Here is a 13,065-nt window from a genome sequence, read left to right as displayed (position 1 = left end):
CTCAGTTGTCTTCTTCTTTGATGTCTTCGAGTTCGGCTTCGACTTCGGGGTCTACTGCTTCAGTTTCGGTCTCTGCTTCGGCGTCCGTCTCGGATTCTGCGCTCGTCGTTCCCTTCCCGGCTTCAGCTTTGAGCGTCTCTAACTCGGCTTCGACTTCGTTGTCGGTGGAAAGCGATTCGAGTTCGCGGTCGATGGAGTCCTTATCGGAGAGTGCGTCCTCGAACGCGCCCGAATCTTGGAGTTCGTCGAGCGCCTCAGAGCGGGCTTCCATGTCGTCGGTGCGCTCGCGGGCGCGCTCGATGGCGCGGGACACGTCTTCCATCTCCTTGCCCGCGCCCGTCATCGCCTCGGAGACGCGCGTGCTCGCCTCTGCGGCCTCGTAGCGGGCTTTGATGGTCTCTTTCTGGGTGCGGAACTCCTCGATGCGATTCTGAAGTTCGTTCTTCTTCGAAACGAGGTTGTCCTGAGTGTTCTGCAAACTCGCAATCTGGCCTTCGAGTTCCTCAATTTGGGTCATCTTCTGTTTTTTCTTCTCTAAGGCCTGTCGGGCGAGGTCGTCGCGGTCTTGGTTGACGGCTTCACGCGCCTGTCGGTTGTGCTTCTCGACGTTCTCCTCTAGGCGGCGTTTCTGGATTTCGAGGCGCTTTTTCTGTGTGGTGAGGTCTGCGATTCCTCGTTTTACGTCCTGTAGCTCGTCACGCATCTGCTCGTAGGAGTAATCGAGCGTCTCGGTCGGGTCTTCGGCCCGGTTGAGCAGCGCGTTCAGTTTCGAGCGGATGACGTACGACATGCGCGAGAAGATTCCCATGGGTGCTATTGGCCATGCGCGGCCTTAAAAACTCTCACCTCACTAACAGTCAGTAATGACAGCAGACCCCGTTCTCGTTCCGGGTGGCCGCGACGTGCGCGCGAGCCACGACGCCGTCCCAGATGCGACGAGCGTCGTCGTCGCGTGCCCGCCACATCCCCAACACGGTGGCCGTCGAACCGACTCCCGCCTCACTACCGTCTCAGACACACTCGGAGACCACGGCATCGCCACCCTGCGCTTTGACTACGGCGCGTGGGACGAAGGCCGTGGCGAACGCGAAGACGCTCGCAACGCCATCGCGTGGGCGCACGACCACTACGAGACCGTGGGACTCTTCGGTTTCTCGTTTGGCGGCGCTATCGCGTTACTCACGGCGGCAAACCGCGACGACCTCGCGGCGGTAAGCGCGCTCGCGCCGGCTGGGTCCCTGCCCGCGGGCTTCGACACGGCCACCGCGCTCGAAAACATTTCAGCACCGACGCAGGTGGTGTACGCCACGCGCGACACGACGGCGAACTGGCAGCCAGTTGTCGACCGAGCGCGCGCCCTCGGCTATCGTGTTGATGAGTTGAGTGCTGACCACTTTTTCGTCGGGCAAACCCAGAAAGTTTCCCGTTGCGTCTGTGACTTTTTGGTTCCACACCTGTAGTGTGTGACTCCCTCTCGGTGGCTCCGTCGCTCCGAAATGGTTTTGAAGAACGCTTGCGGACAGTCAGTATGCCGACGGAACCCGAAACGGATTACGACCCGACACTCGGGAACAAGTTCATTTTCGTTACCGGGGGTGTGATGTCCGGACTCGGGAAGGGTATCACCGCCGCCAGCACTGGCCGACTGCTTTCGAACGCTGGGTTCGACGTGACTGCGGTCAAGATTGACCCGTACTTAAACGTCGATGCCGGGACGATGAATCCCTACCAGCACGGCGAAGTGTACGTCTTAGAAGACGGTGGCGAAGTGGACTTAGACCTGGGCAACTACGAACGTTTCCTCGATATCGACATGACGTTCGACCACAACATCACTACGGGGAAAACCTACCAGCACGTCATCGAAAAAGAGCGCGCTGGGGACTATCTCGGAAAGACGGTCCAGATCATCCCGCACATCACCGACGACATCAAACGGCGCATCCGCGAGGCCGCAGACGGCCACGACGTGTGCATCGTCGAAGTGGGCGGCACGATTGGCGACATCGAGGGCATGCCGTATTTAGAAGCCCTCCGCCAGTTCGTCCACGAAGAGGACGAAGACGACGTCCTTCTCACCCACGTCACGCTCATCCCGTACTCGAAAAACGGCGAGCAGAAGACGAAGCCAACCCAGCACAGCGTCAAAGAACTGCGCTCGATTGGCCTGCAGCCGGACATCCTCGTTGGCCGGTGTGAGACCGAACTCGAACCCGAAACCAAGGAGAAAATCGCACTCTTTTGCGACGTTCCGACGGAAGCCGTCTTCTCTAACGCCGACGTCGAAGACATCTACCACGTCCCGCTGATGGTCGAAGAGCAAGGCCTTGACGAGTACGTCATGGAGCACCTCGCCCTCGCAGACGACGCCCTCCCAAAAGCAGAGCGCAACAACGAGTGGCGCGACCTCGTTACTCAGGAAACCGACGGTTCCGTCAAAATCGCGCTCGTCGGCAAGTACGCTCTCGAAGACGCCTACATGTCGATTCACGAGTCGCTCAAACACGCCGGACTCGACCAGGGCGTCGACGTGGATATCCTCTGGGTTGACTCAGACGAGATGGCCGACAACCACATGGAACGCCTCCGCGACGCGGACGGCATCGTCGTCCCCGGCGGCTTCGGGTCGCGCGGCACCCTCGGCAAGATCGAGGCCATCCGCTACGCCCGCGAGAACGATATCCCGTTCCTCGGCCTCTGTCTTGGCTTCCAACTCGCCGTCATCGAGTACGCGCGTAACGTCCTTGACTTAGAAGGCGCAGACTCGACGGAGATGGAGCCGGAGACGCCCCACCCAGTCATCGACCTGCTCCCAGAGCAGTACGACTTAGAAGACCTCGGAGGAACGATGCGCCTTGGCGCACACGAAACCCAGATTTCCCCGAACACACTCGCAAGCGAGGTGTACGGCGGCACGTCCTGTGTCGAACGCCACCGCCACCGCTACGAAGTGAATCCGAAGTACATCGACCAGCTCGAAGCCGACGACCTCGTCTTTTCGGGCAAGGCGAAAAACCGGATGGAAATCGTCGAACTCGCGAACCATCCGTACTTCTTCGGCACGCAGTTCCACCCCGAGTTCAAGTCCCGCCCCGGGCGGGCGAGTCCGCCGTTCGTCGGCCTCGTGAAAGCAGTGCTCGAAGCGCAGCAAACGGAGGTTGAAGCCTAATGGTAACCGTAGACGAATTCATCCCAGAAGCCGAGGCAGAGATTCGAGACGAAGTTGGCGACGGCCACGCCATCATTGCCCTTTCGGGCGGCGTGGACTCTTCGGTCGCCGCCACGCTCGCCCACCGCGCTATCGGTGGCCAACTCACGCCCGTGTACGTCGACACCGGCCTGATGCGCAAGGGCGAAACCGAGCAAATCCGCGAGACGTTCTCGTTCATGGAGAACCTCCGCGTGGTCGAAGCCCAAGACCGCTTCCTCGACGCGCTTTCGGGCGTCACCGACCCCGAAGAGAAGCGCGAGATCATCGGCGCACAGTTCATCCGCGAGTTCGAAACCGTCGCAAACGAAGTCGATGCGGACTATCTGGTGCAGGGTACCATCTACCCCGACCGCATCGAATCCGACGGGGAAATCAAGTCCCACCACAACGTCGGCGGCCTCCCCGACGTGGTGGACTTCGAGGGCATCGTCGAACCCGTCCGTGACCTCTACAAAGACGAAGTCCGCGAGGTCGCCCGCGACCTCGGCCTCGAATCGATTATCGCAGAACGCATGCCGTTCCCCGGTCCCGGCCTCGCCGTGCGCATCATCGGTGAAGTCACCGAGGAGAAGGTGCGCGTCGCGCGCGAATCGACGTTCATCGTCGAAGAGGAGTTAGAAGAGTACGAGCCATGGCAGGCGCTCGCCGCCGTCATCGGCAAGGCAACCGGCGTCAAAGGCGACAACCGCGTTCACGGCTGGATTGTGGCCGTCCGCTCGGTCGAGAGCCGCGACGGCATGACCGCCCGGGCACAGGAACTCGACTGGGAGACGCTCCAGCGCATCCAATCGCGCATCACGGGCACGCTCGACAACGTCTCGCGCGTGGTCTATGACGTAACCCACAAACCGCCTGCTACCATCGAATACGAATAATGAATGCAATCGTCGTCGGCGAAGACGAGTACGCACTTGGCGACGCCCTCGAAGGAAGGGGTGTCTCCGTCACCTATCTCGATGGTATCGCAAACCGCCCCGCGCTCGAAGACGCGGGCATCACCGACTGTGACCTGCTCGTCCTCACGGACGTGTCACAGGCCACGTCGATTCCGGTCGCAAAAGACCTGAACGAGTCGCTTCGCGTCGTCGTCTACGCGGACGATTCGGTGCCGGAGTTCGTCCGCGGACAGGCCGGTCTCATCATCGACCCAGCCCTGCTCGCCGTCGAAACGGTCGCAGAAGAACTGGTCTAATTCTCAAAGGGTCGCCGCCAGCAGGTCGAGGCGGGCCGCACCCTTCGTCACAAAGGGCACGCCGTGGCCCATTGCGGCGATTTCGAACTCGAAGTCGTGCGCCGCGAGTGCCTTGATACTCTGTTCGACTGCCACGTCGTCGTAGCTGAGCATGTACGGCGAGGGTTCGAGCCGACCGTTCCGCTCCATGACGAGGTCGCCAAGGAAGCAGGCCGAGAGGTCCTCGCTCACGTAGGCGACGTGTCCCGGCGTGTGGCCGGGCGTGTGGTAGGCGGTGAAACTGCCGATTTCGTCGCCGTCTTCGATGCGTTCGACCGTCGTGACTGGTTTGACCATCGCTCCGGCGAGGCGCTGGAGGGCGGCCTTTCGATTGCGCCACGTCGGTCGGTCCTCACCTTGGAGGTAGGGGGCGTCGTCCGCGCCGATGTAGATGGGTGCGTCGAGTTCGGTGAGTCGAGCGAGCGTGCCGACGTGGTCAAGGTCGTAGTGGGTGAGCAGGACGCGGTCTACGTCGCGCACAGTGTGGCCCGTCGCTTCAATTTCTGCGCGGAGGGTGTCTGCGTCCCACGGGTTGCCTGCGTCGATGAGCGTGAGTGCGTCGCCGTCTTTGACGAGATAGGCGTTGACGCCGCGGAGGTCGAACCACCATCCAATCGTTCCGAGTCGATTGACCATTACGTGAGAAAACGCGCTCTAGCCCCGTGGCAGTTTCGCCCGAGATATTCGTTTAACCGCTCTGCGCTCCAATGTACTGTCAGGTACGACGATGTCAACAGAGGATTTCACCGAACAGGGGGGCGTGATGCAGGAGACAGAAATCGACTTTTTTCTCAGAAGTCAGGGCTACGGCACGCTGTCGCTCGCTGCAGACGGCGACGCCTACGGCGTGCCCGTCTCGTTTGGCTACGACGGTGACCACCTCTATTTCCTGTTTCTCCAACTCGGCGTTGCGTCACAGAAACGCGATTTCGTGGACACGACGGACACGGCCAGCTTTCTCGCCTATCAGGTCAACTCCAAGTTCGACTGGCAGAGTGTCATCGTGACGGGTCGATTGCGCGAGGTGCGCGACGACGAAGTCGCCCACGCCCGCGACACGATGGCCGACAACGCGTGGCATCCGAGTCTGTTCTCCGAAGCCGACCCGATGGGCGACATCAAGGGATACGTCCTCGACATCGAAGCGAAAACTGGCCGGAAAGGAAGCGGCACTTAGGTCAGAAACCCTCGAATCGTGCCGGAAATCGTTTTGGCGGCAGAGGGGCGGCCGATACGCGCCATCTCCTCTGCGGTGAGCGAGAAATCGAACACCTCGATATTCTGTTTCAGGTGTGGGTACGACGACGCCTTCGGAATGGCGACGACGTTCTCTTGTTGAATCAGCCAGCGTAACGCGACCTGTGCGGCCGACTTCTCGTAGCGAAGCCCGATGCCAGAGAGCGTGCTATCTCTGAGAATCCCACCGTGTAAAAACGGGCTGTATGCGGTCAACACCACGTCGTGAATCTGGCAGTATTCGACCAGCGCCTGTTTCCGGTCGAACGGTGAGTAGCGCACCTGATTGGTCAGAATCGGTTCGAGCGACTGCTCGCGGGCTTCCATGAGCTGTGACTGGCTGAAGTTACTCACGCCGATGTGATGGACGACGCCTTCTTCGACGAGGTCGTTCATGGCATCGAGCGTTTCGCGCACGGGAATCAGCGGGTTCGGCCGATGGATGAGTAGGCAGTCAATGTACTCAACGCCGAGGCGCGCGAGGCTTTCTTTGGTCGTCTCAGCCACTCGTTTTTCGCCCAGATTGCGCGGAGAGAGCTTCGTGACCAGAAAAATCTCGTCTCTGTCAACCCCCGACGCCGCAATCGCGGAGCCGACCTGTCGCTCGTTGCCGTAGTTCTGTGCCGTGTCGATGTGTCGATAGCCGAGGTCGAGAGCGTCTTCGACCACGCGCCGACAGGTCGTCCCGCGCAGTTGCCACGTCCCCAGTCCGATTTTCGGAACCGCTGCCCCCTGTGCGACCACGTACTCCATGCAGAGATAAACGCGCTCAGAGGGCCTAACCGCTTTTTCGTCTCGTGAGACTGTCCGGCTTTCTTGACTCAGTTCCACGGCCAAACGCTAAGGGCGACCCGCGCGTGGGTTCTGCCATGTCGCTCAATCGCTTTACCACACCCGACCCTGAAGAGGGGGAAATCATCACCGAAGAGTTAGTCGTCTCCGATGACGCGCTCGTCAAACTGTTCGCCCTCGGCCCCGGTGCGGTGTTGAAACCCCACCCTCACGACAGCTCTTCGAACGTGTTTCACGTCGTCAAGGGGACGGTGACGGTGATTCAAGACGACGAAGAAGAGCGCGTCAAAGCCCCGGGCGTCGTGTTCCACGACCGCGGCGTCCTCCACGGCGCACGAAACGATACCGAGGACGTGGTGTACTTCACCGCGACGCTCGCGCCGTTCCCGAGCTAACGAAACCGCTTGAGAACGGGGATTTCTGCGATTCGTTCCTCGTCCAGTAGCGCCCAATCGATACCCGCAGGTTTCTGCCCGCCAGTGGGACGAATCACGCGCTCCGGGGTCACGATACAGTCCATCGGCACGTCGTGGGCCTCGATTTCCACTGCGTCGTCTACGACCTGTCGCTCGTGGACCGTCGTCACCACGGGCGTCTCGTCGTCTACCAGTTCGAGTTCGCGCAACACGGCGTACTCCAAATCACTGTAGCCTTCGCCCTTTCCGATACGCGCGCCTTCCTCTGTGACGGCGACGCTTCCGGACACGATGAGGTCGACGCTATCTATCTCGTCCGGACCGGTTTGCTCGCCGTACTCGTCCATGTGCGAGATGGCGGCGGCACGGTCGGTGTTGTCGATGGTCGCCGGGTCTAACCGGACGAAACATCGCTCGTCGCGTAGGCGCGGGACGGCTATGTACACCGTCTTCCCCGCCGCGAGCGCCTGGCGGCGGACGGGGAGTTGTGGCGAATCGGGATTCGCCTTGATGGTCGTCGCCTCCTGCCACTCGGGAGTTACAGCCAGCCTCTCTGCGGCGTCGCGCGCGCCATCGAAGTTCGGTATCCGACCGTGTGGCGGAAACGGAAACCGAGCGATGCTCTCGGCTTCGAGGGCGTCCCAGACGCGCTCGCGGATGCGTTGCTTGTCCATGCTCACACTACCGGAACCGCGCAAAAACGATTGGCGCTTGCAGTCAGGTCACCGACCGCTTCGACTCGGCTTCGTACTCGCGCTCTGCAATCCGTTTGACGTTCCCCACGGTGTCGTCGAGGCCGCGTTGCATCGTTCGTTTGACGAACAGCGCTTCGAGCAGTCGTCCGACCGGGCGAACCCGCGGCAGCAGCTCGAAGTCGAGTGCCTGAAACAGCCGCGTCTCCTCGCCCATCGGCGTTAACTCGATGGTCAGTATGGGTTGCATCACGCCGAGGTCGCCTTCGTGTACCTGTCGCGTCGGCTCCGTGAACTCGGTTATCACCCACTCGCTTTCGGCTTTCATCGGCCCGACGCCACCGTATTCGCGGTAGACGGTTCCCTTCCCGACCGGCCCGTCGCTCACGTAGGTCACGCGCTCTGTGAACGCAGACGAAATCTCTGGATAGCGTCTCACGTCGCACACGAGTTCCCAGACGTACTCTTGCGGTGCCCGAATCGTGGTCGATGCTTCTACCCGTGCCATACCAGCACCTACGCTGACTGAGAGAATGACTGTTTCCGTGAAATACCGCGAGTAATATCCGAACCTCGCGAAAATTCACGCTTTTCTGGCTGTTCGTGTTGGCGTCCATTAGCTTTTTACGCGATACCCAACGTTGTCCAGCTATGGCATCCATCGGGATCGTCCAAGGGGGTATCGAACAACGGGGTGGGGCCCGTGCGGTTCGGACGCAGTATGCTGGGGCCACATTCGAGTCGCGTCGCGCATACGCAGAGGAGACCTGCGATGCGTGGGTCGTCGTCTCACCCAAGTACGACATTGTCAGCCCAGAGCGGGAAATCGAGAGCTACGACCTCACGCACGAGGCGTTTGGCCCGTTCGAGGAGATGCAGTGGGTCAAACGGCTCCAACAGCAGTTGCGGGCGGTGCTCTTTGACGACGAGAACCCAGAGTATTCGCGGGTCGTCGTTCTCACCGACGACTACTGCAAGGCGGCGCTTGAACCGGTGTATCGACAGGCAGAAAATGCGGGCGTTACCGTCGTGCAACCTGATTCGGACGCGATTGAGTCGGACGAAACACGGCTCGTAACGCCGCCTTAGGCGTCGGGTTCGCTTCGTTTTGCAAGCCCGGCCAGATGGCTCACTTCGGGGACGATGACCTCGTGGGAGCCGAGTCGTGCGGCGTTCTCACTTCCGGGGAGGGCGAACACGGGCACTCCGTCTGCGATACCGCCAGTCGCCCGCGTGCCGACGACACGGGTGCCGATTTCACCGAACGAAAGCTGGCGAAACAGTTCGCCAAAGCCGGGGAGTTCTTTCTCGAACAGCGGCGTGATTGCCTCGATGGTCACGTCGTCGGGGGTGACGCCCGTGCCGCCGGTGGTGACGACGATATCCACGTCGTCGCGGCCGACGAGGCGGTCTACCGTCTGCTGAATCCCATCGAACTTGTCACCGATGAGTTCGCGGGTTGCGACCGAGTGCCCGGCGTGAGAGAACGCTTCTGCAATCGCGTCTCCGGCGGGGTCATCATCGAGCGACCGTGACGTCGAAATCGTGACGATGGCGACACTCACCGACTTCAGGTCGTGGTCGTGGTGTCCGTGGTCATGTTCGTGGGTGTCGTGGCCGTGGTCGTGATGCCCGTGGTCGTCGTCGTGTACGTGCCCGTCGTGGTCCGTTTCCTTCTCGTGGCCATGTGCTGTGTCGGGGTTTTTCTTCTCGGTCATTGGCGTCACTACTCGCGGAATGACAAAAACTGTCCGGGAAAAACGGAGGGTTACGCTCCCATTTCGTCGGGGATTGCACCGAGTTGACGCATGAGGCCAAGGACGTCGAAGTTCGACCACGCTTCTACGAGCATGCCGTCTTCGTAGCGCTCGATTTCGAGGCCCGTCACGCTGATAGGCTTGTCCGTCGGTGCGATGCCCAGCAACTCACCCTTGTGGGTGCCGGTTCCAGACCAGCGGGTCACCACCTTGTCGTCCTCTTCGATGAGGTCTTCCATGGTCATCACCATGTCCGGGAAGGCGGCGAAGTACTGTTCGATGTTCTGTCTGAACCCCTCGCGGCCGCGAATCTCCTCGGGTGCGTTCGGGTCGTGTTCGACGTAGTCTTCTGAAACGTACTTGTCTACGACGCTGAAGTCCCCATCGTTGATGCTCGTCCAGAGTTCTCGCGCAATCTCACCGTTCGATGCTGCCGGGCGTGTCGCTTTACTAGCCATTGCTCTCACCCAGTTGAATCTACGCCGCCGCACACGATATGCTACTCTGCTCGCGGCCGAGACTCTCCAGTTTCGAGGATTCTCAACGTTTTCCGCAGACCGTACTGTTTTGCCCTCCCACGGGAGTCTGTGACGTATGAAGGCGGTCTATTTCGAGGAACACGGCGACCGTGATGTGTTACAGTACGACGAACTCCAAGACCCCGAACCCGACCGCGACGAGGTTGTGGTCGAAATGCGGGCAGGGGCGCTCAACTTTCTCGACGTGTGGACGCGCCGCGGGCTGCCCGGCCTCGACCTTCCGCTTCCCCACATCCCCGGGAGCGACGGTGCGGGCGTCGTCCACGCGGTTGGCGAGGACGTAACGCGCTTTGCACCCGGTGACCGCGTCGCGGTCACCGCCGGACTCTCGTGTGGCGTCTGTGAGTTCTGCCGTGACGGCGACCCGTCGTTCTGTGTGGACTTTCGCGTCCTTGGCGAGCACACCCGCGGCGTCCACAGCGAACTCGCCGCCGTCCCTGAAACCAACCTCGTCCCGGTTCCAGACCACGTCTCGTGGGAAGTGGCGGCGGCTGCACCGCTCGTCTTCCAGACGGCGTGGCGCATGCTCATCACCCGCGCTGAGTTGGAACCCGGCGAGAAAGTGCTCGTCCTCGGCGCGAGCGGCGGGGTTGGCCACGCCGCCGTCCAGATCGCCAAATACGCCGGTGCGGAGGTGTACGCGACGGCGTCCAGCCCCGAAAAGCTCGAACTCGCCGCCGAGTGTGGTGCAGACCACGTCATCAACTACGAGAAAACCGACTACGCGAGCGAAATCTACGAGATGACGGACAAACGCGGCGTGGACGTCATCGTCGACCACGTCGGCGGCCCGACGTGGCAAGATTCGATAAAGAGTCTCGCGAAAAACGGCCGGCTGGTCACGTGCGGAGCCACACTTGGGCGACATCCAGAAACCGACTTGAACCGCATCTTCTGGCACCAGCTCCAGATTCTCGGCTCCTCGATGGGGACGCCCGGCGAGGCAGACGACGTGCTCCCGCTCGTCTGGGACGGCACCTTCCGCCCGCACGTCCGCGATGTGCTTCCGATGAGCGACATCAAACGCGCCCACAAGCTGCTCGAAACCCGAAACGGATTTGGGAAGGTTGTAGTCGTTCCAGACGCCCACTACGAGTAATGGCCGACGACCGATACGTCCACGACCCGGCCGCCTTCGAGGAAAGTGGCGACGCGAACGCGACCCAACAGCCCACAGACGACCGCGAGTTCGGCTGGCGAGGCTGGATTCTCGTGGGCGTTATCATCGTCTCCTTCCTCGTCATCCCGGGTGCGATTTTACTCCTGCCGATGGCCCAAGACTTCGTCGTGGGCCTCGGCCTCTCGTATCGAGACACCTACCTGTTTCTGCCGCTCATTCCAGCGTTCTTGCTCGGGTCGCTTGCGGTGTGGGCGACGACGCGTCCCTAACTCCGTGAGTAGGGCACTTCGACCAGCGCCATCTCGTCTGCGGGGACGACTGTTTGTAACACGGTTTCGAGTTCGTCCCACGAGTCGGGGCGGTAGGCGTCGATGCCGAAGCTCTCTGCGAACGTGACGAAATCGGGGTTCGTGAGGTGGGTTCCAAACGATTCGCCGGTGTGGTCGCGCTGTTTTTTCGAGATGAGGCCGTAATCGTCGTCGTTGAACACGATGATGGTGAACCCACAGCCGAGTCGGGTTGCGGTTTCGATTTCCGCGGCATTCATCAGGAAGCCGCCGTCGCCCGTTGCCGCAACGACGTTCGCGTCCACCGCGAGGTCTGCGGCAACGGCTCCCGGGACCGCAATTCCCATCGTCGCAAGTCCGTTCGAGATGATGGTTGTGTTCGGTTCGTAGGCCGGGAAGTTCTGAGCGATGACCATCTTGTGGTGGCCCACGTCGGAGATGAGCACGTCGTCGTCGGCCATGGCTTCGCGGAGATATGGGAGGGTGCCAGCCACGCTGAACTCGGCGTCCGCGTCGGGTTTCGTCTCGACTTCCGTCACGAGCGTCTCCCGCTCGGTGGCGTACCAGTCGTCGTCCGTCGAACAGCCGTCGAGGTGGGCGTCCAAGGCTCGAAGCCCCGCCGTGATGTCACAGACCAACTCCACGTCGGGGTTGTAGTGTTCATACACTTCTGCTGGCTCGTGGTCGAGGTGGACGACTTCCTTGTCGAGGTCGGGGTTCCAGTTCGCTGGATCGTGTTCTGCGATGTCGTAGCCAATGGCGAGCACCGCGTCCGCGCGCTCGATGACGGCGTGGGCTTCGTCGTTCGCACCCGAATCGAGCGTCATCAGCGAGTGGTCGTCCGCGTCAGAAATCGCGCCTTTGCCCATGTACGTGGCGACGACGGGCATGTTCGTCTGCTCGACAATCCGTTCGAGCAGGTCGCCAGCGTGGGTTCGCACCGCACCGTTGCCAGCGAGAATGAGCGGTTTCTCGGCTCCACAGAGCAGCTCTGTCGCGCGCTCGACCGACGCTTCGTCGGGGTTTGGCCGGCGAACCCGGCCGCGCTGTTCGAGCGGTTCCGCGTTCGTCTCCTCTCCCGCCACGTCTTCGGGGAACTCTAGGTGGGTCGCGCCGGGCTTTTGGTACTCTGCGAGTTTGAACGCCTTCCTGACCGATTCGCCCACGACTTCGGGTTCGCTAATCTGCGTGTTCCACTTCACGACTGGCTCGAACATGTGGACGATATCGAGCGCCTGATGGCTCTCTTTGTGCAGGCGTTCTCGGCCACCCTGTCCCGTAATCGCAACGAGCGGGCTTTTATCGAGGTGTGCGTCCGCGACACCCGTGAGCAGGTTGGTCGCGCCGGGACCGAGCGTACTCAGGCAGACGCCCGCCTCGCCGGTCAACCGGCCGTGGACATCCGCCATGAACGCTGCCCCCTGCTCGTGGCGCGTCGGAATGAACTCGATTGACGACGCTTCGAGCGAAAACAGCACGTCTTCGAGTTCCTCCCCTGGCAGGCCGAAAATGTACTCCACCCCTTCCAGCGTGAGACACTCGACGAGTAAGTCAGACGCTTTCATACCGCACGTTTGTCCCACCGAGCCATCATTCCACCGGCCCAGAGAGTCAGGCAGACCCCGCCAAATAGTTAATATCACAAAGTGTGTTATGTTATCATATGACACAAACGTTCGAGTGTATGGACTGTGGGCATCGTATGGAGGCCACAGCCGGAACCGCCTGCCCCGAGTGTGGCGGCGTGATGCAGAACATTACCGTTCGCCGCGAGTGAATCTTTC

The 13,065-nt window shown here is 61.2% G+C and carries 18 protein-coding genes; 10 read left to right on the top strand and 8 right to left on the bottom strand.

The window, feature by feature from the left end; genetic code table 11:
* Nucleotide 1 precedes the first annotated feature (1 nt).
* Nucleotides 2-808: a PspA/IM30 family protein gene (locus tag V5N13_RS05870; RefSeq protein ID WP_332899923.1), complete on the bottom strand. Its 807-nt coding sequence runs from the start codon at nucleotides 806-808 to the stop codon at nucleotides 2-4.
* A gap of 55 nt (nucleotides 809-863) precedes the next feature.
* Here V5N13_RS05870 and V5N13_RS05865 point away from each other — a divergent pair, with 55 nt between their 5' ends.
* From V5N13_RS05865 to V5N13_RS05850, 4 genes are all read left to right on the top strand, one after another.
* Complete coding sequence (locus V5N13_RS05865) at nucleotides 864-1,460, top strand: alpha/beta hydrolase (protein WP_336359997.1); 597 nt, start codon at nucleotides 864-866, stop codon at nucleotides 1,458-1,460.
* A 68-nt stretch (nucleotides 1,461-1,528) separates the two neighbouring features.
* Nucleotides 1,529-3,169: a CTP synthase gene (locus V5N13_RS05860; RefSeq protein ID WP_332899921.1), complete on the top strand. Its 1,641-nt coding sequence runs from the start codon at nucleotides 1,529-1,531 to the stop codon at nucleotides 3,167-3,169.
* Nucleotides 3,169-4,086, top strand: coding sequence for a glutamine-hydrolyzing GMP synthase (gene guaA / locus V5N13_RS05855; RefSeq protein ID WP_336359996.1), 918 nt, complete (start codon nucleotides 3,169-3,171; stop codon nucleotides 4,084-4,086). Before V5N13_RS05860 ends, guaA begins: the two co-directional genes overlap by 1 nt.
* Nucleotides 4,086-4,403, top strand: coding sequence for a DUF7126 family protein (locus tag V5N13_RS05850; protein ID WP_332899919.1), 318 nt, complete (start codon nucleotides 4,086-4,088; stop codon nucleotides 4,401-4,403). Before guaA ends, V5N13_RS05850 begins: the two co-directional genes overlap by 1 nt.
* A gap of 3 nt (nucleotides 4,404-4,406) precedes the next feature.
* Here V5N13_RS05850 and V5N13_RS05845 read toward each other — a convergent pair whose 3' ends face one another.
* Nucleotides 4,407-5,078: an MBL fold metallo-hydrolase gene (locus V5N13_RS05845; protein ID WP_336359995.1), complete on the bottom strand. Its 672-nt coding sequence runs from the start codon at nucleotides 5,076-5,078 to the stop codon at nucleotides 4,407-4,409.
* Between the two features lie 91 nt (nucleotides 5,079-5,169).
* On the opposite strand from V5N13_RS05845, the gene V5N13_RS05840 reads away from it, so the two are divergent.
* A complete protein-coding gene (locus V5N13_RS05840) occupies nucleotides 5,170-5,619 on the top strand; it encodes a pyridoxamine 5'-phosphate oxidase family protein (protein WP_336359994.1) in 450 nt (149 codons plus the stop codon).
* Here V5N13_RS05840 and V5N13_RS05835 read toward each other — a convergent pair.
* A complete protein-coding gene (locus tag V5N13_RS05835; RefSeq protein ID WP_336359993.1) occupies nucleotides 5,616-6,431 on the bottom strand; it encodes an aldo/keto reductase in 816 nt (271 codons plus the stop codon). The two genes, V5N13_RS05840 and V5N13_RS05835, sit on opposite strands and share 4 nt — an antisense overlap.
* A gap of 116 nt (nucleotides 6,432-6,547) precedes the next feature.
* Here V5N13_RS05835 and V5N13_RS05830 point away from each other — a divergent pair, with 116 nt between their 5' ends.
* Complete coding sequence (locus tag V5N13_RS05830; RefSeq protein ID WP_336359992.1) at nucleotides 6,548-6,865, top strand: cupin domain-containing protein; 318 nt, start codon at nucleotides 6,548-6,550, stop codon at nucleotides 6,863-6,865.
* Here V5N13_RS05830 and V5N13_RS05825 read toward each other — a convergent pair.
* Together V5N13_RS05825 and V5N13_RS05820 are read right to left on the bottom strand one after the other, a co-directional pair.
* The gene (locus V5N13_RS05825; protein ID WP_336359991.1) at nucleotides 6,862-7,560 is read right to left on the bottom strand and encodes a 5-formyltetrahydrofolate cyclo-ligase; all 699 of its coding nucleotides are present in this window, start codon (nucleotides 7,558-7,560) and stop codon (nucleotides 6,862-6,864) included. The two genes, V5N13_RS05830 and V5N13_RS05825, sit on opposite strands and share 4 nt — an antisense overlap.
* 43 nt (nucleotides 7,561-7,603) lie before the next feature.
* Nucleotides 7,604-8,086 (bottom strand): SRPBCC family protein, encoded by a 483-nt coding sequence (locus V5N13_RS05820; protein WP_336359990.1) that lies wholly within the window; start codon nucleotides 8,084-8,086, stop codon nucleotides 7,604-7,606.
* Nucleotides 8,087-8,229: 143 nt separating this feature from the next.
* Between V5N13_RS05820 and V5N13_RS05815 the strand changes: the two genes are divergently transcribed.
* Nucleotides 8,230-8,667 (top strand): DUF6884 domain-containing protein, encoded by a 438-nt coding sequence (locus tag V5N13_RS05815; protein WP_336359989.1) that lies wholly within the window; start codon nucleotides 8,230-8,232, stop codon nucleotides 8,665-8,667.
* Here V5N13_RS05815 and V5N13_RS05810 read toward each other — a convergent pair.
* Nucleotides 8,664-9,296 carry a MogA/MoaB family molybdenum cofactor biosynthesis protein gene (locus V5N13_RS05810; protein WP_336359988.1) on the bottom strand — a complete coding sequence of 211 codons (633 nt, stop codon included), beginning with the start codon at nucleotides 9,294-9,296 and terminating at the stop codon, nucleotides 8,664-8,666. The genes V5N13_RS05815 and V5N13_RS05810 overlap by 4 nt on opposite strands.
* Nucleotides 9,297-9,346: 50 nt before the next feature.
* Nucleotides 9,347-9,793, bottom strand: coding sequence for an ester cyclase (locus tag V5N13_RS05805; RefSeq protein ID WP_336359987.1), 447 nt, complete (start codon nucleotides 9,791-9,793; stop codon nucleotides 9,347-9,349).
* Between the two features lie 136 nt (nucleotides 9,794-9,929).
* Between V5N13_RS05805 and V5N13_RS05800 the strand changes: the two genes are divergently transcribed.
* Both V5N13_RS05800 and V5N13_RS05795 read left to right on the top strand, forming a co-directional pair.
* Nucleotides 9,930-10,973, top strand: coding sequence for a zinc-binding dehydrogenase (locus V5N13_RS05800; protein WP_332899909.1), 1,044 nt, complete (start codon nucleotides 9,930-9,932; stop codon nucleotides 10,971-10,973).
* Complete coding sequence (locus V5N13_RS05795; RefSeq protein WP_332899908.1) at nucleotides 10,973-11,263, top strand: hypothetical protein; 291 nt, start codon at nucleotides 10,973-10,975, stop codon at nucleotides 11,261-11,263. The genes V5N13_RS05800 and V5N13_RS05795 overlap by 1 nt, the downstream gene beginning before the upstream one ends.
* Here the strand turns inward: V5N13_RS05795 and V5N13_RS05790 are convergent.
* Complete coding sequence (locus V5N13_RS05790; RefSeq protein ID WP_336359986.1) at nucleotides 11,260-12,846, bottom strand: acetolactate synthase large subunit; 1,587 nt, start codon at nucleotides 12,844-12,846, stop codon at nucleotides 11,260-11,262. The genes V5N13_RS05795 and V5N13_RS05790 overlap by 4 nt on opposite strands.
* Nucleotides 12,847-12,944: 98 nt before the next feature.
* Between V5N13_RS05790 and V5N13_RS05785 the strand changes: the two genes are divergently transcribed.
* A complete protein-coding gene (locus V5N13_RS05785; RefSeq protein WP_332899906.1) occupies nucleotides 12,945-13,058 on the top strand; it encodes a rubrerythrin-like domain-containing protein in 114 nt (37 codons plus the stop codon).
* The last annotated feature ends 7 nt before the right edge of the window (nucleotides 13,059-13,065 follow it).

This window comes from Haladaptatus sp. ZSTT2, from assembly GCF_037081775.1.
GTDB lineage: Archaea > Halobacteriota > Halobacteria > Halobacteriales > Halococcaceae > QDMS2.
The sequence above is the reverse complement of the archived record's forward strand: the minus strand, read 5'-3'. Positions and strand labels throughout refer to the sequence as shown.